Annotated in this window: 2 protein-coding genes; both read right to left on the bottom strand. The window is 70.6% G+C overall.

Translation table 11 applies throughout. From position 1 onward, the window contains the following. Positions 1–9: 9 nt before the first annotated feature. On the bottom strand, positions 10–801 hold the full coding sequence (locus tag NE2_RS20355; protein WP_063028459.1) for an FkbM family methyltransferase: 792 nt from the start codon (positions 799–801) through the stop codon (positions 10–12). Further along, positions 795–25,172, bottom strand: a complete 24,378-nt coding sequence (locus NE2_RS20350; protein WP_167356760.1) for a non-ribosomal peptide synthetase — start codon at positions 25,170–25,172, stop codon at positions 795–797. The genes NE2_RS20355 and NE2_RS20350 overlap by 7 nt, the downstream gene beginning before the upstream one ends.

The following is a 25,172-nucleotide window of genomic DNA, read 5'->3' as shown; positions in this document are numbered from 1 at the left end:
ACCGGGTGCTCACCGGTCGATTCGCGGGCGGACGGCGAAGACCTCGTGCATCTCGGTGCCGACCAGATGCGGGTCCTGCCGGGTCTGCGCCGACATACCCCGACGTGTGAACAGATCGCAGATCTCGCGCAGCCGGCCGTCGCGATCGTGCACCTCGGCGACGACGACGCGGATGCGCCGCCAGTCCGCGTCGGTAATCCCGCGCAGCACATCCAATTCCGCGCGTTCGACGTCGACCTTGAGCAGGCCGATCTCGCACCCGCGGCAGTGCTGGTCCAGGATCGCCGACACCGTGGTGACCCCGACCTCGAGTTGTACGCCGTCGTGCAACCCCTGGGTGATGACCGCGATGGCCTTGTCGTCCAAGCCGTTGTTGCGCAGATAGATGGCGGTCGCCTCGTCGTCGGCCGCGCGATCGGCGAAGAATCCGGAATTCGCCGTCGCGCGCGGGTACCAGGTGAAGGCCCGGGTCCCCGGCGTGGCGCCGACCGCGGTTCGCAGCGATATCCCGCCGGGAACATGCGCGGCGATATTGCGATCCAGGCAACGGAAGGTCATCGGCACCGGTTCGACCGCGATGACCCGGGTTCCGGGGCAGGTGTCGGCGAACATCATCGCGCTCAGGCCGATGTTGGCGCCGATGTCGAGGACCACCTGGCCGGGACTGAGGAATTCGGCCGCGCGCCGGTAGAACCCGTCCGCGGCGGTCGTCTCCCCCCACAGCATTCTGGCTTCGGCAGGACTGGTGCACGTCACCGTTCTGCCGTCATCGAGTCGCACGTGTTGCAGAGTGGTCAGCATTGTTCCATGAACCTTTCGAGGACGGGGCCGACGACGGCCAGCGCACGGGGATGACTCATTTCGAGATGGCGGGCGTCGACCACGACGTTGTGAATGTCGCCGCCCACGTAGGGCCGCCAGGTATCGGCGAGAGCGTCGTGGTCCGGATGGTCCTGTCCGGCGGTGAACAGGACCAGGTCACCGTCGAAGACGTCCGGACGATGAGCGGCGGAGATATCGCCCGCGGTGCGGAAGCTCTCCATGACTCGATCCGTCTGTTCGGCGGTGAACAGTCCGGTCGCGATCACCTGCCCCCGGATGACATCCCACGCTTGTTCGTGGGTGCTCACCGCGAGCTCGTCACCCAGGTCGAACAACTCCCGCCAGCCGCCGAGCAGATCGGCCATCAGCTGCCCCGGCGCTGGTTCACCGGCCGCGGCCGGCGGCTGCGGTGGCGCAACCGCCGCACTGTCGAGCAGGGCCACGATGCCGACCCGGGTGCCGTCGCGGCGCAACCGAACCGCCATCGCGTGCGCGATCTGACCGCCCAGCGACCACCCCAGCAGGTGATAGGGCCCCGTGGGCTGGACGCGGCGGATCTCGGACACGTAGCGGGCGGCCAATTCGTCGACCGAGCCGGCGGCGGGTTCACCGGCGACCACGTGCGGATCCTGCAGACCGTATACCGGGCGATCCGGATGCAGATGTTCGACGAGTCCGCCGTAGAACCACGCCAGACCGCCCGCCGGATGGACGGCGAACACGGCCGGCTCGGATCCGTTCGCGCGCAACGGCAGCAGTACGTTCAGGCCGGATGCGCCGTCGGCGTCGTCGGCTCGGCGGGCCAGCGTCTGCGGTGTCGCGTCCTCGAACATCCACGGCAAGTCGAGCGTCACACCGCGCGTTCGCAATTCGGTCACCGCCATGGTGGCCAGCAGCGAATTGCCGCCCAGATCGAAGAAGCCGTCGGTCGCCCCGACCCGCGCGGACCCCAGGATCTGCTCGTACACCTCGGCGATGATCTTCTCGGTGCGCGTGCGCGGTGCGACGAACCGTTGCGCGGCCGTGTCGAAATCGGGCGCGGGCAGGGCTTTTCGATCCAGTTTGCCGTTGACCGTCAGCGGCAGATCGGCCAGCACCATCACCATCGAGGGCACCATGTAACTCGTCAGCACCTCGGCGGCGGCCGCCCGGACCTCGCCCGGATCGATGTGCTGCCCGTCGGCGGCGACGACGTAACCGATCAGCTGGTCGACCTCGCGTTCGTGGCGGTGCACGGCCGCGGCGGCCCGTGCGACCGACGGATGCCGCAGCAACGCCGACTCGACCTCCCCCAGTTCGATCCGGTACCCGCGCAACTGCACCTGCGCGTCACCGCGACCGGCGTAGCTCAGTTCCAGGCCGTCGCCGGTTTCCCGCCAGCTGCCGAGGTCGCCGGTGCGATACAACCGGCCGCCGGCCGGGTCGAACGGATCCGCCACGAACCGGCTCGCGGTCGGGGCGGGTGCCCGCAGGTAGCCCCGCGCGAGTTGTGCTCCGGCGACGCATATTTCGCCGCGAACGCCGACCGGCACGGGGCGCAGCCGGTCGTCGAGGACATAGATTCGCAGGCCCGGGAGCGGCACCCCGATCCGGTCCGCCGCCGGACCGTCGACCTCGGCGAAGGTCAGATGCACCGTGGTTTCGGTGATCCCGTACATATTGACCAGCCGCGGCGAGCCGGGCTCGTGGGCGGCGAACCACTCCGGCAATCGCGACGCATCCAATGCCTCACCGCCGAAGACGACATAGCGGAGCGCGAGATCGCCGCTGCCGCAGCCGGATTCCCGATATCGACGTTCGGCGTCGGCGAAACCGTAGAATGCCGAAGGGGTTTGACTCAAGACGGTGACGCGTTCGCGGGCGACCAGTTCCACCAGCGCGTCGGGCGAGCGGGAGGTGTCGCGGTCGACGACGACCAGCCGGCCGCCGGTCAGCAGCGCGCCCCACATCTCCCACACCGCGAAATCGAATGCGTAGGAATGGGACATCGTCCACACGTCGCCGGGTTGGACGTCGAATCGTTCGGTGGCGTGGGTCAGCAGTGTGACGGCGTCGCGGTGGGTGACGGCCACGCCTTTCGGGGTGCCGGTCGACCCGGAGGTGTAGATCACGTAGGCGAGGTTGTCCGCCCGCGCGGCCACCGGCGCCCGAGCGCTGCCGGCGTCGAATTCGGTTTCGGCATCGTCGATCGACACCAGCGGCGTCGCGCACCTGGGCACCTGTGCGGCGATCTCGGCCGAGGTCAGCACTACGACCGGGCGCGCGTCGTCGATGACGAAGCGCAGGCGGCGCGGCGGATTCGCGATATCCAGCGGCAGATATGCCGCGCCCGCGCGCACGACCGCGAGCAGCGCGACGATCAGGTCGACCGACCGCGGCAGCGCCACCGCCACCAGCGTTTCCGGTCGTGCGCCGTGCGCGGCGAGGCGGGCGGCCAGCCGGGTCGCGCGGCGTTCCAGTTCGGCATAGGTGAGTTGTGCCGTACCGTCGCTCACCGCGATCGCGTCGGGGTGTGCCGCGACGCGGGCGGACAACAGCTCGGACAGGGTCTGCTCCGGGACCGTGCTGCCGTCGGTTCCGGCGGCGGACAGTATCCGGCGGCGTTCGTCCGGTGCGACGATATCGATATCGTCCACGGCGACGGCGGGATTCGCGGTCGCCTGCTCCAGGATGCCGACGAATGCCCGCGCGAATCGCCGCATCGTCTGCTCGACGAACAGGTCGGCGGCGTAGGTGAGGCGACCGGTCATTCCGCCCGGCCGGCCGGCGGCATCGCGCCGTGGGACGAGTTTGACGTTGAGATCCGCGCGTGCCTGATCGAAGCCCTCTTCGATCGGTTCGACGGTGAGGCCCGGTAGCTCCAGCGCGGCCGCGCTGAGATCCTGCACGTCGAGCGTCACCTGATAGAGCGGCATGTGCGCGGTCGAGCGCCGCGGATTCAGCTCCTCCACAATCTCTTCGAAAGGCACGTCGGCGTGAGCCAACGCCGCCAGATCCGTGTCCCGGACGGCGGCGAGCAGTTCCTCGAACTCCTGCCGCGGCGCCACCCGCGTTCGCAACACCAGCGTGTTGACGAACATGCCGATCAGATCGTCGAGTTCGCGGTCGCCACGGCCGGCCACGGGGGTGCCGATCGCGATATCGCCGACCGCGGCCAGCTTCGACAACAGGACCGCCAGCCCGGCGTGCAGCACCATGAACACCGTGGCGTCGGCCGCGCGGGCGAGGGCATCGACGCGGGCGTGCAGGTCGGCGGACAGCTCGAAATCGAGGGCGCTGCCGCGCATGGACGCCACCGGCGGCCGGGGCCGGTCGGTCGGCAGTTCGAGAAGTTCCGGCAGCCCGGCGAGAGCGCCGGTCCAGAAGCGCAGTTGCCGGGAGATCAGTGAGTCCGGGTCGGACTCGTCGCCGAGCATCTCCCGCTGCCACAGCGCGTAGTCGGCGTACTGCAGGGGCAGCGGCGGCCAATCCGGTTGTGTTCCTTGCCTACTCGCCTCGTACGCCACCGCCACGTCCCGGGCGAGCGGCAGCATGGACTGCCCGTCGGCGCAGATGTGGTGGACGCCGATCACCAGCATGTGGTCACGGTCGCCGAGGGCGAACAGTTCGGCACGCACCGGCGGCTCCCGGGTGACGTCGAAGCCCGCCGACACCACCGCCGCCGCGCGCTCGAGGACCTCCCGTTCGCCGGTTCGGATCGGGACCAGCGCGGGCGCGACCTCTTCGGCGTCGACCACGACCTGGCACGGAGCCCCGTCGATCATCGGGAACCGGGTTCGCAACGACTCGTGCCGGTCGATGACCAGCGCGCACGCCCGGCGCAGCGCGTCGACGTCGAGGTCGCCCCGCAACCGGATCACCAGCGGAATGTTGTACGCGCCGACCGAGGTGTCGAAGCGGTTGAGGAACCACATCCGCTGCTGTGCGGGCGAGAGCGGGATGCGGTCCGGGCGGGTACGCGGCACCGGCCGCGCCGCGACGACCCGGTCGGCGCCGGCGAGACGGGCGGCCAACTCGGCGACCGTCGGAGCGTCGAACAGATCCCGGATGCCGACGTGCACACCCAGCGCCGTGCGCACGCGCGCGACCGCCCGGGTCGCCGACAGCGAGGTGCCGCCGAGTTCGAAGAAGTTGTCGGTCGCGCCGACGTCGCCGACACCCAGGACGTCACCGAAGACGTCCGCGATGCGCTGTTCGATGTCGCTGCCGGGGGCGATCCGGCGTCGCCGCACCGCGAAATCCGGTGCGGGCAGCGCCGCCCGATCGAGCTTGCCGGTAGCGGTCAGGGGAAGTTCGGCGATGCGCAGCACGACGTCGGGCACCATGTGCGCCGGCAGACGGCGGCGCGCAACGGCTTTGACCTCGTCCGGATCGATCCCGGCGTCGCCGACCAGATATCCGGCCAGCCGGGCGGCGCCGCGCTCGTCGGCGCGCACGGCGACCGCCACCCGGTCGACCCCGGGATACTCGCCCAGGACGGCCTCGATCTCGCCGAGTTCGATGCGCTGACCGCGGATCTTGACCTGGAAGTCGCGGCGGCCGAGATACTCCACCGTGTAGTCCGGTGTCCAGCGTGCCAGGTCACCGGTGCGGTACATGCGAGAACCGTTGGGGCCGAACGGATTAGCGACGAACGCGGTCGCGGTCGCTCCGGGCCGGTTTGCGTACCCGCGCGCCAACTGCGGGCCCGCCAGGTACAACTCTCCCGCCACGCCGACCGGCACCGGCCGCAGCCACGGGTCGAGCACCACGGCCTCCATTCCGCGGATCGGCACGCCGATGGTCACGGCCGCACCCGGCGACAGCGCCGCGCTGATCCCGGCGAAAATGGTGGCCTCGGTCGGCCCGTATCCGTTCAGCAGCCGCCGTCCCGGCGCCCACACCGCGACCAACTCCGGTGTCACCGCCTCTCCGCCCGCCGCGAGCACGCGCAACGAATCCATGCCGTCCGGGGACAGGGTGGCCAGGACGCTCGGGGTGAGGAAGGCGTGGGTCACCCGTTGTGCCCGAACCACCTCCGCCAGATCTTCCCCGGCATAGGCGTCCGGTCCCGCGACGACCAGCACCGCGCCGTTGGGATGGGCCAGCAGTACCTCGAGGACCATCGCATCGAAGCCCGGGCCCGCCGCGTGCAGCACCCGTGAGGCGGTGTCGATGCCGAAGTGGTCGCGCACCACCGCGGTGAAATTCGCCAGCCCCTCGTTCGTGACCACGACGCCCTTGGGCGCGCCGGTCGAACCGGAGGTGTAGATCACGTACGCCGCGTCCGCGCTCCGCGGTGTCCGCACGCGTTCCGCGTCGGTGACGGTGGCCGCGGATGTCGCGGCGATCGTGATATCGGTTTGCGGATCGTCGAGGACCAGCGGGAATACGGTGTCCGGTAGCAGATCCCGCGCCGCCGCGACCGTGAGTGCCACTCGCACATCGGAATCGGCGAGCATGTGGGCGACGCGTCCTGCGGGATTGCGCGGGTCGACCGGCAGGAACGCCGCGCCCGTCTTGACCGTCGCCCACAGTCCCACGACGAGTTCCACCGATCGCGGCATCACCAGTGCGACCTGCTCACCGGGACCGATCCCGCGCTCGAGCAAGGACCGCGCCAGCCGGTTCGAGCGCGCGTCCAGCTCGGCGTAGGACATCGTCTGCCGGCCCGAAATCAGTGCCGGCGCGGCAGGATTCGACCACACACCCGCGGCGAGCAACCGGTCCGCGCGTTGCGGCGCTGCGGCGGCGCCGCCGGTGGCGGGGACCAGGGCGTCACGATCGGCGTGGTCCAGCAGATCCAGCGTCATCAGCCGTGCACCCGGGTCCTTCGCGATCGCCCGCAACACCCGTGCGACCCGGTCGGCGAGTCCGGACGCCGTCGCGTCGGTGACCTGATCCTGCCGGTAGCGCAGCCGGATGTGCAGCCGGTCGGTGTGGTGGGCCTGAACGGTGACCGGGTAGTGCGCGGCGTCGCGACCGTCCGCCGCGACCACCCGCATGCCGTCGATGTCGGCGGCACCCAGGCCACTGCCGTCGACCGGATAGGACTCGAATACCACCAGCGTGTCGAACAGCGATACCGCATCGACCGCCGACAGGATACGCGGCAGTTCGAGGTAGTGGTGGTCGAGCAGGCGAGTGTTGCCGGCCTGCAGCCGGGTCAGCGCCTGCTCGAGCGTATCCTCGCGGCGGACCTCGGCGACGACCGGAATCGTGTTGATGAACAGCCCGATCATCGACTCCACGCCGGGCAGGTCGGCGGGCCGGCCGGACACCGTACTGCCGAACACGACACGGTCGGAGCCGAGTAGGTTGCCCACGACCACCGCCCAGGCGAACTGCACGATCGTCGCCATCGTCACCGCACGGGACCGCGCGAACTCCGCCAGCTCGGCGCTCACCTCGCGGTCGACCTCCACGGGCAGATCGACCGGCATGGTCGCGGCCGCATCGGCACGCGGATCGGCGACCAGGGTCGGTTCGGTGACATCGCGCAGCGCGTCGCGCCACACCGCCACGCTCGCGGCACGATCGCGCCGGGACAGCCAGTCCAGATAGTCACGGTAGGCGGCCGCATCCGGCAGCAGCCCGGGCTGCCCGCCCGCCGCGTACAGGCCGATCAGTTCCCGCCACAGCAGTGGCAGCGACCATCCGTCGAGCAGCAGGTGGTGGGCGGTCAGGATCAGGCGGAAGTCGCGCGGCCCCAGTTCGGCGAGCACGAATCGCAGCAGTGGCGGTTTCGCCGGATCGAAGGACGACTCCCGCTCGGCATCGAGGAGCGCCGCTGCCTCGGACGGGCCCGCGGACAGCGCGACCTGTCGCCACGGCACTTCGAACGTAGCCGGAATCACCTGCACCGCAACACCTTCGGCGGTGCGCGCGAACGCGGCCCGCAGGTTCGGGTGGCGCACGAGCAGGGCCTGCGCGGCGCGCCGGAACCGGGCTGCGTCGACCTCGCCGGTGAGAGTGAGCACGGATTGGGCGAGATAGACGTCGAGCCGGCCCGCGGCGACTTCGGCGTGGAAGAGCAGCCCGGCCTGGAGTGGCGCCGACGGCCACACGTCGTCGAGTCGTCCGTAGCGGCGGGCGAACGCGTCGAGATCCTCGCGGGTCACGTCGACCAGCGGCACATCCGCGCGGCTCAGTCCCCAGTCCTGGTCGGCCGCGGCCGCGATGGTGGTCAGCGCCTCCACCCATTCGCCGGTGAGTTCGTCGACCTCGTCGCGGTCGAGCAGCCGGGAGGCGTAGCCGACATATGCCGACAGCTGCGGTCCGGCTGCCGTGTCCAGAATGTTCACATCGATCGTGAGCACCGCCGCCGCCGGCATCTCCGGCTCGAATGCCGCGCGCTGATCGAAGGTTTCGCCGGAGGGCACCCACGCCGGATCGGCCGGATCCGTGCCGTCCATGCCCGTGCGCCCGAGGTTGTTGTAGGCGATCTGCGGTTCCGGCAGCTCGGCGAATCGCTGCGCGATCGCGGGATTCAGATAGCGCAGCAGGCCGTAACCGATTCCCTTGTCCGGGATTTCCCGCAGCTGGTCCTTGACGGATTTCACCGCGGCGGGCAGATCGGCGGAGTCCGTCCCTTCGAGGTCGAGCACCACCGGATATCTGGTGGTGAACCAGCCGACGGTGCGGGACAGGTCCGCCCCTTCGGCGATCCCTTCTTCGCGGCCGTGCCCTTCGAGCATGACACTCGTTGCCGGACAGTCGATGCCGCGGCGTTCGCGCAGGCGCCGCACCGCCACGGCCAGCGCCGTCAGCAGCGCGTCGTCGACGGTGCCGTGCGCCGCCGCGGGCACCTCGCGCACCAATGCCGAGGTCACCTCGACCGGCAGTGTGACGGTCAGGTGCCGCACCGTCGCCTGGGTATCCAGCGCGGGGTCGATATTCGCGCGTCCGAGTATCGGGTCGGGGGCGGAGCAGATCCGCTGCCACAGTGGGAATTCCTCGGCCCGCGCCGCCGCCGCGGCGACCAGCGCCTCGGCCCACCGCCGCATCGAGGTGCCGGGCGCGGCCGGCTCGACCGGACGCCCGGCGATGATCCGCTGCCACGCGACGGCGAAGTCGGGCAACAGAATTCGCCACGACACCGCGTCCACGGCCAGGTGATGGATCACGACGAGCGCACGTGCCTCCGCGTCCACGCCGGGTTCCGGCAGCAGGCAGACGACGTGCACCATCGCGCCGGTCGCCGGATCGAGACGGTCGACCGCCGCGGCGAAGGCCGCCTCCACCACAGCGGTGAAACCCGGCGAACCGGGCCGCTCGCCGGTGCCGAAGGTTCGCATAGATACCGATCCGGCGCTCTCGGACGCGCTCGGCGGCAGCACATCCCAGCGACCCGCCCGCAGCCGCGAACGCAGCACATCGTGGTGTTCGACGACCGCCCGCACGGTCGCGCACACATCGTCGACCCGCGCGTCCTGCGGCAACCGCACCAGCACGGACTGCGCGAACCGCGCCGGTGCGCCGAGGTGCTCGACGAACCACGCCACGATCGGCGTGAGCGCCACCTCACCCACGCCACCGCCGGGCAGTTCCTCGATCATTGCCCGAGCGGGCGCCTGCGCGATCTGCGCCAGACCGCGAACCGTCTTGCGCTCGAAGATGTCTCGCGCCGTCACGCCGATGCCGACGGCCCGCAACCGCGAGGCCAGCTGGATCGACATGATGGAATCGCCACCCAGCGCGAAGAACGACGTGGTCGCGCCGACTCCGGGCACACCCAGCACATCGGTGAAGGCCGCGGCGACGGTGCGTTCGAGCTCGTCCGAGATCGCCGCCGGGCCTTCGGCGGTGACCTCGAAGTCCGGTTCCGGCAACGCTTTTCGATCCACCTTGCCGGTCGAGGTGAGGGGCAGCCGGTCGAGTACGGTGACGGTCGCCGGCACCATATGCGCGGGCAGGGTGGCCGCGAGCCGATCCAGGATGTCGCCCGGCGCGGCGGTCGTGGCGGGATCGGTGGTGACGTAGGCCGCGAGCACGGTCCGCCCGCCCGGGCCGGTGCGCGTCACGGTGACCGCGGTGGCGACGGCCGGATGCGCGAGCAAGGCGGCATCGATCTCCCCCAGTTCGACCCGCTGGCCCCGGATCTTGATCTGGAAATCGAGCCGGCCGACGTACTGCATCGTGGCCTGCGCGGTCCAGCGGACGATATCGCCGGTGCGGTACATCCGGGTTCCGGGCGCACCATAGGGGTTCGCCACGAACGACGCCGCCGCGACGGCGGGACGATTGAGGTATCCCCGTGCCAGTGCGGCGCCGGAGAGGTACAACTCCCCCGGTATCCCGATCGGCACCGGACGCAGCCGCGCGTCCAGCACCACCGCCTCCGCGCCGCGGATCGGCCCGCCGATGGTGAGTGTTTCGTCCGGGCCCACCGGATCACTGATCGTGATCACGATCGTCGTCTCGGTCGGCCCGTAGATGTGGTGCAACCGCCGCCCGGCCGCCCAGGCCGTGATCAGGTCGGGCGCCACCTTCTCGCCACCGACCGCGAGCATCCGCACCGAATCGAGCTCGGCCGGAGACATCGTCGCCAGCACACTCGGCGTCAGGAACGCGTGCGTCACCCCGTGCGCCGTGATCAGCGCGGCCAGGTCCGCGCCGCCGACCACCTCCGGCGGCGCCACCACGAGTGCCGCGCCGGCGGCGTGCGCCATCAGCGCTTCGAGAAGGACCGCGTCGAAGGCCGGTGAGGCGACTTGCACGATGCGCGAGGTGCGCTCGACGCGATAGCGGTCGCGCTGCTCCGCCGCGAAGGCGGCGAGCCCCTCGTGGGTGACCATCACACCCTTGGGCGTTCCGGTCGAGCCGGATGTATAGATCACATAGGCCACATCCTGAAGCCGCGGTGCGCGTGGCCGTTTCACCGCGGGTTCGCCCGGGTCCCGTGGTTCGTCGAGCATCAGCCAGCGCACATCGCCGGGCAGCGCGGCGCGCGCGGCGGTCGTCGTGATACCGAGGGCAGCGCCGGAGTCGTGCAGCAAGTAAGCGATCCGCTCGGGCGGATAGCGCAGATCCAGCGGCACGAAGGTGGCGCCGGTCTTCACGATCGCCCACATGGCGATGTGATAGTCCGCCGAGCGCGGTACGGCCAGCGCCGCGCATACCCCCGGTTGCGCGCCCGACGACACCAGCCGGGCGGCAAGTTCTTCCGCGCGATCGTCGAGTTCTCGGTAGGTGAGCGCGCGAGTACCGTCGATCAGCGCGATCGCCTCGGGAGCGGTCGCCACGGCCGCGCCGAGCAGTTCCGGAAGCAGCCGCGGCGCGGGTGCGGCGCCGCCACGTGCCGGAACCAGCCGCTCGGCCTCGTCGGCGCCGATCAGCGCGATATCGCCCACCGGCCGGGCCGGATCGCCGACCACCGCGTCGAGGACGCGCACGAACCGGTCCGCCAGCCCCCGCGCGGTGGACTCGGCGAAAAGGTCGGTGGCGTAGATGATTTCGCCGTCCATTCCGGCCCCGTCACGGTCGGGGTTGTCGGTCAGCAGGACGGTGAGATCGGTTTTGGCCTGGGCGACACCGGGATCGATCAGCTCCACCTCGACATCGGGCAGCCGGAACCGGGCGGCCCCTGTGTTCTGCACGCCGAACAGCACCTGGTACAGCGGCGTATAGGCCGTGGACCGGGGACGGTCGAGCAGATCGACCAGCCGCTCGTAGGGCAGGTCCGCATGCTCGAGCGCCTCGAGGTCGACGCCGCGCACCTGCGCGACGAGCTCGGTGAACGACATGTCGTCGCGGACCGGCGTGCGCAGCACGACGGTGTTGACGAACATGCCGACCAGATCGTCCAGCGCCGCCGTGGCGCGCCCCGCCACGGGCGTGCCGATCGACACGTCGCCGGTATGCGCGGTGCGCGACAGCACGATCGCCAGCGCGGAATGCAGCACGACGAAGACGGTCACGCCCTCGCGCCGGGCCAGCCGCACGACCTCCTCGTGCAGCCGCGGCGGTATGCCGAACCGCACACTGCCCCCGGCCATCGACATGGTCGCGGGCCGCGGACGATCGGTCGGCAGATCCAGCAGCTCCGGCGCATCGGCCAGGGCTGCCGTCCAATAGGCGGCCTGGCGCGCCGTCACCGACGCCGGATCCTCCTCGTCGCCGAGCACGTCCCGCTGCCACAGCGTGTAGTCCGCGTAGTGCACCGGAAGCGGTTCCCATTGTGGCGCTTCGTCTTTCACGCGCGCCGCGTACGCGGTGAAGATATCGCGGGCCAACGGTGCCATCGACGAGCCGTCGGCGGCGATGTGATGGACGGCAAGGACCAGAATGTGCTGCTCGGGAGCGAGGCGATATATCCGCACACGCAGCGGTACCTCGGCCGAGACGTCGAAGCCCGCCTCGACGGTCTCCCGGATCCGCTCCGCCAGCACGGCCTCCTCGACCGGCTCCGCATCCGGCGTCAGGCGCTCGGCCACGGCGGCCACATCCCGCACCACCTGGCAGGGTTCGCCGGCCACCGTGGGATAGACGGTCCGCAGAGGTTCGTGCCGGCCCACGACGTCCTCGAATGCCGCACGCAGCGCGCCCAGGTCCAGCGCGCCGGTCAACCGCGCGGCGAAGCCGATGTTGTAGGCCCCCGAGGCGGGATCGAACTGGTTGATGAACCACAGCCGCCGTTGTGCCGCCGCCAGCGGGACCGTGGCCGGGCGCCGCCGCGGCGCGAGCGGGAGCAGCGACGACCGTGCACGCCGGCTGAGGCGAGCCGCCAACCCGGCGATCGTCGGCTCCTCGAAAATATCGCGAATCCCTACCCGCACCCCGAGCGCCGCCTCGGCACGCGCGGCCACCCGGGCGGCCGAGAGCGAGTCGACACCGATCTCGAACAGATTCGCCGCCACGCTCACTCGCTCCGCGCCGGTGATCGCGGCGACGATATCGGCCAGTGCCGCTTCGTGATCGGTGCCCGCGGGCACGAAGTCCGCCACGTCGTCGAATTCCGGCTGTGGGAGCGCGGCCCGGTCGAGTTTGCCGTTCGCGGTGAGCGGCATCCGGTCGAGCACCTCGACGCGCACCGGAACCAGATACGACGGCAGCCGGCGCGCGAGCCGGTCCCGGATCGCGCGGCCGTCGATCGCCGCCCCCGGTGCGAGCGTCACATAGGCCACGATTCGCTCCGCGGTAGCGATCGCGACCGCGCGCACGACCTCCGGGAGGGCACATGCCGCCGCCTCGATATCCCCCGGCTCGACGCGCTGGCCGTGGACCTTCACCTGGAAATCGCTGCGGCCCAGGAAGTCCAGACGGCCCGATCGGGTCCACCGCACCAGATCCCCGGTGCGGTACAGCCGCTCCCCCGGTGCGCCGAACGGATGCGCGACGAAGGCCGCGCAGGTGAGATCGGCGCGGCCGTGGTAGCCGCGCGCCAGCTGCACACCCGAGACGTACAGGTCGCCGACGACGCCGACCGGCACCGCGCGCAGCCTGCGGTCCAGCACGTACACCCGCATGCCGGAGACCGGTGTGCCGATCGGGACCGTCGCGGGGACCGCCGCACCGGGCGAGCATCGCGCGGAGGTGACCACCTCCGCCTCGGCCGGGCCGTACCAGTTCACCACCTCCGCCGCGGTGAACACGCGCGCCGCGGCATCGACGGTGGACTGCGCCAGCGCCTCCCCGGCGACGAAAACCCTTCGTACCGAGGGTAACTCGGTGCCGTCGACGGCTTCGAGCAGGACGTCGAGCATCGACGGGACGAAGTGCACCGTGGTGATCTCCCGGTTCGCGATGCACTCCGCGAGATAGGCCGGGTCGCGGTGCCCCTCGGGTTCGGCGATCACGATGCGCGCGCCGGTCTGCAACGGCCACAACAGTTCCCACACCGCGATGTCGAAGGTGACGGGCGTCTTGTACAGCACCGTATCGTCGGCGCCGTGCGGCCACTGCCGCTGCGCCCAGGCCAGCTGACTCGCGGTGGCGGCGTGGGTCAGCGCCACTCCCTTGGGCACACCGGTGGAGCCGGAGGTGAACAGGACATAGGCCACGTTGTCGGGCCGCAGCGGCGCCCGCCGGTCCGCATCCGTGATCGGGTCGCCGGACAGTCCGGACAGATCCAGCCGATCCAGGTCCACCCGCGGATATTCCGGCGGCAGGCCGGCGCCGTCGGCCGACGTCGTGAGCACCAGGAGCGGCCGTGCCGCGTCCAGCACGTCGGCGACGCGCCGGCTCGGCTGCTGCGGATCGATCGGCACGAAGGCCGCGCCCGACTCCAGCACCGCGTACAGCGCCGTCACGAGGTCGACCGAACGTCGAACCGCCACGGCCACATGTGTTTCCGTACGCGCACCGCGCGCGATCAGCCATCGGGTCAGCCGGTGGACGCGGTCGGCGAAGTCGGTGTAGGTCAGCGGGTCACCGTCGGCGGGCAGGATCGCCGGAGCGTGCGGAGTGCGACGCACCTGTTCGCCGAAGCCGTCCACCAGCGTGCGGCCCACCGACACCGGGTCGCCGGTGTCGTTCCAGCGTTTGAGCACCAGCTCCCGTTCGGCGGTATCGAGCAGATCGAGCTCGCCGAGCGGCGCGTCGGCGTCGGTCGTGAGCCCGTCGAGCAGGCGGACGAACCGGTCCGCGAAGCGCTGCGCCGACTCCGCGTCGAACAGGTCGGTCGCGTAGGTCAGTCGCAGCGTAATTCCGGCCGGCTCACCCTCCGGTCCGTGGTCCTCCGTCACCATGAACAGCAGGTCGTAGATCGCGGAACTGTCTCCCGCATCGAGGGTTTCGACGGTGAGGTCCGGCAACTCCACGCGCGCCCGCACCATGTTCTGGTAGGCGAGCATCACCTGGAACAGCGGCGAATGCGCGGTCGAGCGGGCCGGACGCAGTGCGTCGACCAGCTGCTCGAACGGCACGGTGGCGTGGTCGAAGGCCTCGATATCACTGCGGCGCACCACATCCAGCAATCCGGTGAACGTCTGGTCGAGGGTGACACGCGTGCGCAGGACCAAGGTATTGACGAACATGCCGACCAGCTCGTCGAGCACCCGATGACCGCGGCCCGCATGCGGTACGCCGACGGTGACGTCGTCACTGCCGGACAGGCGCGACAGCAGTATCGCGAGCGCCGTGTGCACCACCATGAAGGTCGTGGCGCGAGCGCGCTGGGCCAGCGATTCGACCCGGCTCTGCAATTCCGCCGGTATGTCGGTGTGGATCAGCGCGCCGCGATGGCTCTGCTCGACCGGGCGCGGGTGGTCGGCGGGCAGTTCGAGGAGTTCCGGTATGCCGGCGAGTCGCGTTCGCCAGTAGGCGATATCCCGGGCCACCGGTGATTCGGGATCGCCGGGCGAGCCGAGGACCGCACGCTGCCACAGGGCGTAATCGGCGAACTGCACCGGCAGCGGCGGCCGCTCCCACGGATGGCCGCCGGTCCGCGCCCGATACGCCGCAACCAGATCGGCGGCCAGCGGCGCCACCGAATAGCCGTCGCAACTGATGTGGTGCACCGCGATCGCGACCACTCGGACGGTGTCCGACAACTGGTAGAGCGCCACCCGCACCGGCACCGCGTCGGACACGTCGAATCCGGTGGTCGACAGCGCGGCCAACCGGTCGGCCAGCTCCCGCTCGTCGATCCACCGCGGTGTCAGGTCCCACTCCGCGACGACGCCGGCGGCGTCCAGCACCACCTGCGTGGGCACGCCGTCGACCGCCGGGTACACGGTGCGCAGACTCTCGTGCCGTTCCACCACATCGCCGACGGCCGCTGCCAGCGCGTCCGCGTCGAGCGCGCCCTCGAGCCGAACCGCCAGCGGCACAATGTATCCCGGCGCCTGCGGGTCGTACTGGTTGAGGAACCACATCCGGGTCTGCGCCGTCGACAACGGCAGGCGCTCCGGTCTCGGCCCGGGCGCCGGGGCGGGCAGCGCGGGCACGCCGCGCAGCCGGGTGATGCGCTCGGCGAGCTCGGCGACCGTGGGCGCTTCGAAGATCATCCGCACCGGCACGGACGCATCGAGCGTGGCGCCGATCCGGCTCAGGGCCCGGGTGGCGACGAGCGAATTGCCGCCCAGGTCGAAGAAGTCGTCGTCCGCGCCCACGGCCGCCACGCCGAGCAGTTCGGCGAAGACCTCGGCGACCGTCTGCTCCACGATCCCCTGGGGCGCACGGTATTCCGCCTGCCCGATCGCGTCCGGAACCGGCAGCGCCCGGTAGTCGATCTTCCCGTTGGCGGTGAGCGGAACCGCGTCGATCCGGATGATCGCGGCGGGCACCATGTAGGCCGGCAGCCGGTCCAGCAGCAGGCGGCGAAGCTGCCTGGCATCCACGGTCTCCGGTGCGACCACGTAGGCGATCAGGCGTTGCTCGCCGCGGTCGGCGCAGACGCGCGCCACGGCCGCGCTCACCTGTTCGTGCCCGAGCAGCGCCGCCTCGATATCGCCCGGTTCGATGCGCAGCCCGCGAATCTTGACTTGGTCGTCGGCGCGCCCGACGTAGCACAGCACGCCGCCCTTCCCCCACCGCACCAGGTCACCGGTCCGGTACATGCGGGCACCGGGCACACCGGCGAGGGGGTCGGCGACGAAGGTCGCGGCGGTCAGATCGCGGCGGCGGTGATAGCCGCGAGCGAGCTGGACGCCGCCCAGATACAGCTCCCCCGTCACACCGGCGGGTACCGGATGCAGGCGCGAATCCAGGACGTGCACCACGACATTCGGCTCCGGTGTACCGATCGGCACCGTACCGCCGTCGATGCCGTCGACGTGGTAGGCGGTGACGCTGACCGCCGCCTCCGTCGGCCCGTACAGGTTGTCGAGGCGCGCATCGCTGAGTTCCCGGAAGCGACGCACGGTGTCGGCCGGCAGCGTTTCGCCGATGCACAGGACGCGCCGCAGATCCGGGAAGCGACGACGGGCCGCCGTCTCCTCGAACGCGGCGAGCAGCGAGGGCACGAAATCGGCTGTGGTGACGTGATGTTCGGCGATCAACCGCGCCACCGCCTCCGGGTCGGCGCCCGCGCCCGGGCCGGCGATCACCAACTCGGCGCCACAAGTCAAGGCGCAGAACAGTTCCCACACCGACAGGTCGAAGGTGACCGGCGTCCGCAACAGCATGACATCGTCGCCCAGCCGATAGTGCTCGCGCAGCCAGCGCAGCTGATTGACCACCGCGGCATGCGATACCGCCACGCCCTTCGGCACTCCGGTCGAGCCGGAGGTGTAGATGACGTAGGCCAGATTCTCCGGGCGCAGCGGCCCGAGCCGGTCGCGGTCGGTCACCGGCGAGGTGTCGAGTGGCCGGGCGCCGAGTTCGGCGACATCCCAGACCGGGATGTCGCCCGGCAGGTTCGCCTCGTCGGATCGGCGGGTGAGGACCGCCCGGGGCCGTGCCGCGCCGAGCACGGCGCGCACCCGATCGAGTGGGTGTTCCGGATTCACCGGTAGATACGCCCCACCGGCCGCATGGATCGCATAGAGGGCGGTCAGCAGGTCGGCCGACCGGTGCATCGCCACGGCCACAACCGTTTCCGGGCCGACTCCGCGGTCGATCAGCGCCCGCGCGAGCGCGTTCACCCGGGCCGCGAACTCTCCGTAGCCGAGTCGCGTGCCGTCGCCGGTATCCAGGACGGCGGTAGCCCGCGGTGTCGCCGCGGCCTGGGCGGCGAACAGCTCGGCGATCGTCGCCGAGGACGGCGCCATGGATCCGCCGGTCTCCCGCACGGCCAGCTCGCGCGCCTCCTCCTCGGTCAGCAGATCGATATCGCCGATCGCGCGGTCGGGCCGGTCGACGACCGCGCGCAGCAACAGAACGAATCGGTCGATCATCGAGCGGATCGTGGACTCGTCGAACAGATCTGTCGCATAGGAGAATTCGAGAACCATCGCACCGGGCTCACCGTCGCGGCGCGCGGTGTCGACGAGATTGAGGTGCAGATCGTATTTGGCCACGCTCGGGTCCGCGGTCCGGGCATCGACTGTCAGCCCTTCGAACCGCACCGTCGGAATGTCGATGTTGTGGAACGCGAAACCCACCTGGGTCAGCGGCGCGTGCGCCGTGGAGCGAGGCGGATTCAGCACCTCGACGAGACGCTCGAACGGGATGTCGGCATGGCCGAAGGCGGCGAGATCTGTTGCCCGAACCTGCTCCAGAATCCGGCGGAAGGACGCGCCGGGATCGATGCGCGTCCGCAACACCAGCGTGTTGACGAACATGCCGATCAGGCGTTCGAGGCCCGGTTCTCCGCGCCCGGCCACCGGTGTGCCGACCGCGATGTCGTCACCGCCCGAGAGCCGTGCCAGCAGTGCGGCATACGCCGCGTGCAGCACCATGAACACCGTGGTTTCGCACGAGCGGCCCAGCGCGGTCAGCTCACGCCCGAGATCGGCGGGCAGGGTGTACGACACCGTCGCGCCCCGGAAGCTCTGCCGCGCCGGGCGGGGGCGGTCGGTGGGCAGATCGAGCACTTCGGGCAGATCGGCCAGCGCCGCGCGCCAGTAGTCGAGTTGAACGGCGGCCGGAGCGCTCGGGTCGTCCTCGGTGCCGAGCCGCTTGCCCTGCCACAGCGCGTAATCCGCGTACTGCACGGGCAGCGGCTCCCACCGTGGCGCCCGCTGCCCGCGGCGCGCCTCGTAGGCGGTCATCAGGTCGGCGGCCAGCGGTGCCAGCGAGGATCCGTCGAAGCTGATGTGATGAACGACGAGGACCAGTGTGTGTTCCTCGGCGGCGGTGCGCAGCAGGGCGATCCGGAACGGGACGTCGCGGGTGACGTCGAATCCGGCGGCGGCGGTGGCGGCGATCCGCGCCTCGAGCTCCGCCGCGGGAACCGCCTCCGGCTCCAGCGGCGGCAGCGCCTGCCGCGCCGGCACGATCAGCTGGTAGGGCCCGGTATCGCTGTCCGGATGCACGGTACGCAACGCCTCGTGCCGTTCCAGTACATCGGCGACGGTCGCGCGCATGGCCGCCACGTCGAGCGGTCCCGTCATGCCCACCACCAGGGCGATGTTGTACAGCGCGGAGCCGGTGTCGAACTGGTTGAGAAACCACATCCGGGCCTGGGCCGGCGAGAGCGGAATGCGCGCCGGGCGCGGCTGCGGGAGCAGCGGTTCCCGCCCGGGTGCGTCGATGGTGCGCAGCGCCGCGGCCAGCGCCGCGACGGTCGGGGCGTCGAAGACGGTGTGCAGCGACACCTCGGCACCGAACGCCGCACCCAGCCGCGCGGCCAGCCGCGTCGCCGACAGCGAGTTGCCGCCGAGGGCGAAGAAGTTGTCGGCGACGCCGACCCGGTCGATACCCAGCACGGCGCCGCACACATCGGCGACGAGCTGTTCGGCCGCATCGCGCGGCGCGACGAAATCGGCTCGCGCACTGTCGAATACCGGTGCGGGCAAGGCGGCGCGGTCGACCTTGCCCACCGAGGTCAGCGGGAGGGCGTCGAGTACCGTGACCGCCTCGGGAACCATGGGGGCCGGCAGGTGGCGCGCGGCGTGCGCCGTCACGGCGGCCACGTCGATGCCGTCGCCGACGGGCGCGAGGTAGGCGGCGAGCCGCCCTCCGCCGTCGGTCTCGACGGTCACCACGACCGCGGCGGCGACGTCCGGATGGCCGGCGAGGACGGCCTCGATTTCGCCGAGTTCGATGCGCCGACCGCGGATCTTCACCTGGAAGTCGGTGCGCCCGGCGTATTCGAGGGTACGTTCGGGGGTCCAGCGCGCCAGATCGCCGGTGCGATACATCCGTTCCCCCGCGGCGCCGAACGGATCGGACACGAACGCCGCTGCCGTGTCCGCCGGCCGATCGAGATATCCGCGGGCGAGATGGATACCGGAGATGTACAGCTGCCCGGTCACTCCGATCGGCACCGGCCGCAGCCGCTCGTCCAGAATCAGCGCCCGCACACCGCGGATCGGACCGCCGATCGTCACCCGGTCACCGGGGCGGAGGGGATCGCTGATCGCCACCATGATCGTGGTCTCGGTCGGCCCGTAGCCGTTGTGCAACCGGCGGCCGGGACCCCACACCGCGACGGTGTCGGCCGAGACCGCCTCTCCGCCGGCCACCAGCACGCGCAACGACCCGACGTCGGCGGGCGACATCGTCGCCAGCACGCTGGGTGTGATGAACGCGTGCGAGATCCGTTGCGTGCGAATCAGTTCCGCCAGCCGCTCGCCGGCGAAGACATCCGGTGGCGAGATCACCAGCGCCGCACCGTGCGGATGTGCCATCAGCAGTTCCAGCACCAGCGCGTCGAAGCCCGGAGCCGCCACCTGCAGCACCCGCGCCGAACTGCCGATGCGATACCGTTCCCGTTGTTCGGCAGCGAAATTCGCCACCCCGGCATGCGCCACGGCGACACCCTTCGGCTCGCCGGTCGACCCCGAGGTGTACACCACGTACGCCGTATTCGACGCCCGGCACGGGCGAATGCGGTCACCGTCGGTCACCGCGGCCGCGGAACGGCAGGTGATGCGGGCCTCGGTCCGCGGAGCGTCGAGCACCACCGGCTCGGTGGTGTGCGGCACCAGATCCTGCGTGGTCGTCACGGCGATCGCGACCCGGACGTTCGCGAGCATGACCGCGACTCGCTCGGCCGGATTGCGCGGATCCACCGGCACGAACGCCGCGCCCGCCTTCGCCACCGCCCACATCCCGACCACGAGTTCCACCGACCGCGACAGCACCAGCGCCACCTGGTCGTCCGGGCCGATTCCGTACTCGATCAGCACTCGGGCGAGCTGGTTCGACCGGGCGTCCAGCTCCCCGTACGACAGGGTGTGCGCGCCGAACACGATGGCCACGGCGTCCGGATCCCGGATCGTCAGCAGTTCGGCGAGCACGCGCGGCGTCTCGGCCCGGCCGCCGGATGCGGGCACCAGTGCGGCGCGCTCCCCGGCCGACAGCACATCGACGGCACCGACCCGCTGCCCCGGATCACGCACGACCGAATCGAGAATCCGGTGCAGGCGCGCGGCGAATTCCTCGACCGTGCCCCGGTCGAACACGTCGGCGGCGTAATTGATCCGCACCGGGAGATCGCCTTCCGCCCGGGCGTTCTCGGCGACGGTGACGATCAGGTCGACCTTCGCCGGCTGCGGTCCCGGATCCAGGACCTCGGCGGTGACGCCGGCCAGTTCGAGGGTCGGGCGGTCCATGTTGTCGAACGCGAGATACACCCGGCACAGCGGGTCCTGCGCGACCGCCGACATCGGCTCGATCGCGTCGGCGACCCGTTCGTAGGGCAGGTCGCTGTGGGCGAACGCGTCGACATCGATGTCCTGGACTCGCGCCAGGAAGCCGGCGAAGGTTTCGTCGTCACGCACTCGCGTCCGCAGCGGCACGGTGTTGACGAACATGCCGATCAACGGTTCCAGCGCGCGTTCGCCGCGGCCCGCGACCGGAGTGCCGACGGTGATATCGGTCGAATCCGACAGCCGGGCCAGCAGCACGGCCAGCGCGGCGTGCACGACCATGAAGGTGGTGGCCCTCGCCGAGCGAGCCAGCCGCTCGATCCCGGCGTAGGTCTCGGCGGTGATCGCGGTGTCGACGACCTCGGCGAGCAGGGACCGGCCCTCCGGCCGCCGGTGGTCGACCGGCAGTTCCAGCGGTCGCGCCATCCCCGCCAATTGCTCTGTCCAGTAGCGCAATCGACGCGCGGCGAGCGAGTCGGGATCACTGTCGTCACCCAGCAGCATGCGCTGCCGGATGCTGTAGTCGGCGTACTGCACCGGTAGCGGTTCCCAGTCGGGAGCGTGCCCCTGCGCCCGCGCTCGGTAGGCGGCGGCGAAATCGGCCGCCAGGGGCGGCAGCGACGACCCGTCGCAGCAGATGTGGTGCAGCACGACCACCAGGACGTGCCGGTGATCGGTGGTGGCGAGCAGTGCGACGCGGATCGGCGGCCGGTGGCGCACATCGGTTCCGGTCGACACCAGCTCGCCGATCCGGTGGTCGAGTTCGTCGGCGGAGATGCGGCGCGGCGTCACATCCCATTCCGCGGCGACTTCCTCGGACGGCAGAATCACTTGTGTCCCTTGGCCGTTCACGGCCGGATACACGGTGCGCAGGGATTCGTGCCGTTCGATCACGTCGGCCAACGCGGCGTGCAGGGCGGCGGTGTCGAGTTGTCCGGACAGCCGCAGCACCAGCGGAATGTTGTATGCCGCCGATTCGGGCTCGATCTGATTGATCAGCCAGATCCGGGTCTGCGCGGGCGCGAGCGGAAGCGGGTCGACGCGCGGCTGTGGCCGCAGCGCGGGCCGTGCGGACCGCCGGGCGCCGTCGATATGGGCGGCGAGCTCGGCCGCGGTCGGCTTCTCGAACAGCTCGCGCACCGACACCTCGCACCGGGTCAGTTCGGCGATCCGCGCCGCGGCGCCGGTGGCCGTCAGCGAGTTGCCACCGAGCTCGAAGAAGTTGGCCAGCACACCCACCCGGGCGACGCCCAGGACCTCGGCGAAGACATCGGTGATGGTCTCCTCGACGGCCGTGCGCGGCGCCACGTAGGCCGCCGCCGAATCCGGTGCCGGTTCGGGCAGCGCGCGATAGTCCACCTTGCCGTTGACGGTCAGCGGCAGTGCGTCGAGGACGACGACGTGGGCCGGGACCATGTAGTCCGGCAGTATCGAGCGGACGTGGGTGCGCAACTCCTCGGCCGTGCAGTCCGCGCCGGTGGCCGGCACCGCGTAGGCCATCAGCCGGGCCGCGTCGGTGCCGGGCAGATGGACGACGACGACCGCCGCCGACACCGAACCGTGGCTCAGTAGCGCGGCGCGGATCTCGTCGAGTTCGATCCGGAAGCCACGCAGCTGCACCTGCCGATCGGCTCGGCCTCGATATTCCAACTCGCCGTGGATGTTTCGGCGCGCGACATCACCACTGCGATAGAGCCGCGAACCCGGCGCGCCGAACGGGTCGGCGACGAAGCGTCCCGCGGTCAGCCCCGGGCGGCCGATATAGCCGCGGGCGAGTCGCGTTCCGGCGACATAGATTTCACCCCAGGCGCCCAGTGGCGCCGGCCGCAGGCGTTCGTCCAGGACGTACACGCGCAAACCCGGCAGCGGGGGGCCGATGATGCTGGGCGCGCCCGGCACGGCGCGGTCGGGCGCCAGCGGAGTGTAGGTGACGAAGACCGTGGTTTCGGTGATGCCGTAGCTGTTGGCCAGCACTGGCAGGCCGGGATTGCCGGCGTACCAGCCGGACAGGCTCGCGGGGTCCAGCGCTTCCCCCGAGAGGACGACGAGGCGCAGCGCGAGCTCACCGTCCGGTTGCCCGGCGTCGGCGTAGCGCTGTCGCGCGGCCGCGAACTGATGGAACGCCGACGGTGTCTGACTGAAAACACTCACCTTGTTCCGCGCGACGAGACGGACCATCTCGTCCGGTGAGCGCGTGACGGGACCGTCGACCACCACGATCCGGCCGCCGGTGACCAGCGCACCGAAGATCTCCCAGACCGAGTAGTCGAATGCGAACGAATGGAACAGCGTCCACACGTCATCGGCGCCTACACCGATCTCGGCCGTCGCGTCGGTCAGGTAGCCGGCGACCGCGCGATGAGTGACCGACACGCCCTTGGGCCGCCCCGTCGATCCCGAGGTGTAGATGACGTAGGCGACGTTGTCGGGACGCAGCGGACGGGTACGTTCCGCATCCGTGATCGGCTCGCCGCTCTCGGTGATGTCGTCGTCGAACAACACCACGCGGCTCGTGTCAGGCAGGCGGTCGCCCATGCTCCGGTTCGTCACCAGTGCGACCGGTTCGGCGTCGCCGAGCACGTAGTCGAGCCGCTCGAGCGGATGCGCGCGGTCCAGCGGCAGATAGCCGGCGCCGGACTTCACGACCGCCAGTGCGGCGACGATCAGATCGGCATCCCGTGGCAGGGCGATGGCCACCAGCGTTTCCGGCCCGGCTCCGAGTGCGATGAGCCTGCGCGCGAACCGGTTGGAGCGCTCGTCGAGTTGGCGATAGGTCAGCGTGGTCGTCCCGTCGTCGACGGCGACGGCGGAGGCCGACGACGCGGCCTGCCGCGTGAGGAGGTCGACGAGCGTCGCCGACGTGGGCGCCCCGTCGTGGCCCGCGAGTTCGCCCAGCACTCGCCGCTGCTCGGCCGGATCGACCAGCGGAATGTCGATCAGCCGGGCATCGGCGGGCGAGTTCGTGATGCGGTCGAGGAAGTCGGCGAATCGGCCGGCGTGAGCGTCGAGTTCGTCCTGGCCGTACAGGTTGGCATTGCCGTGCAGTTCGACCGACAGCGGTGCGTCGGCGCCGGAGCGGTACATGTTGAGCTGCAGATCGTCCAGCGCGCCGGAGGTCAGTGCGCGGTAGCGCCCGATCGCCTCGCCGAGGCGGATCTCGGAATCGAAGAACAGGATGTTCACGATCGGGCCGAACGAGGTGGCCGCCGCGTCGACGGCATCGGACTCGCGGCGTAGATCCTCGAACCGGTAGAGCTGATGCCGCATGGCCAGGACGAGTTCGGACACCGATTCGCGGATCAGTTCCGCCACCGTCGTCGCCGGGTCCGCGGTGAACCGGATCGGCACCATATTGGCCAGCATCGCGGCGGCATTGCGCAATCGCCTGGTCACCCGCCCGGATACCGGAAGCGACAGGACGACCTCGTCGGTACCGGTCATGCGCGCGAGGAAGGCGGCGAACGCGGCCACCACCACCTGCGCCGCGGAGGCGTTCAGCTCGCCGGCGAACCGGTCGATCCGCTCGGTCAGCGGCGACGGCAATGTGCGTCCGGCGTAGCGGTCGTCCTCACTCCACTTGGCGGAGCGCCCCGCCAGACTCGTGGCCGGCGGCAGGCCGGCCGCCTTGTCCAGCCAGTACGCCCGGTCGGTTTCGAACCGCCGACTCGTCCGATAGTCGTGCTCCGCGGCGATGATCTCGGTCAGCCGGGGTGCGGCCAGCGGCGTCGGCGAGCGGCCCTCGATCAGCGCGTTGTAGTGTTCGGCCGCGCGGTTGAGCAGGTTGAACGCGCCGTAGCCGTCGATCACGAGGTGATGGGCGCGCGCGTACCACAGATACCGGTCCTCGCCGACCCGGATGAGTTTCGTCGCGACGAGGCGGTCCCGGGCCAAGTCGACCGCCTTGGTGCCGTAGTCGCGGCGCATCCAGTCCATCGCCGCCGCGTAGGGGTCGGCGGCCGCGGTCAGATCCAGCAGCGGCTCGTCGTAGACGATGCCGCGGTCCACGTACTGATACGGACGACCGCCGACTTCGACCACCCGGACGACCATTGATTCGGTCTCGTGGCCGGCGTCGTTCATCGCCTTACTGAAGGCGGCGTAGTCGATGTGCCCCTCGATCTCGACGTAGTGGGCGATGTTGACGTTCGGTCCGCCGGGTAGGTTGTCCGCCAGCCACATTCCGTATTGCGCCCTGGAAAGCGGAATCAGATCAGGATTTCGGTCTGAAGGCAT

This window comes from Nocardia elegans NBRC 108235, assembly GCF_001612845.1.
GTDB classification, from domain to species: Bacteria; Actinomycetota; Actinomycetes; order Mycobacteriales; family Mycobacteriaceae; genus Nocardia; species Nocardia nova.
Note: the sequence above shows the minus strand (reverse complement) of the source record. Positions and strands in the feature narration are given on the sequence as shown.

Coding starts and splice junctions, on each gene's coding strand:
- NE2_RS20355 (WP_063028459.1), bottom strand. CDS start 801: ATGCTGACCACTCTGCAACACGTGCGACTCGATGACGGCAGAACGGTG.
- NE2_RS20350 (WP_167356760.1), bottom strand. CDS start 25,172: ATGCCTTCAGACCGAAATCCTGATCTGATTCCGCTTTCCAGGGCGCAA.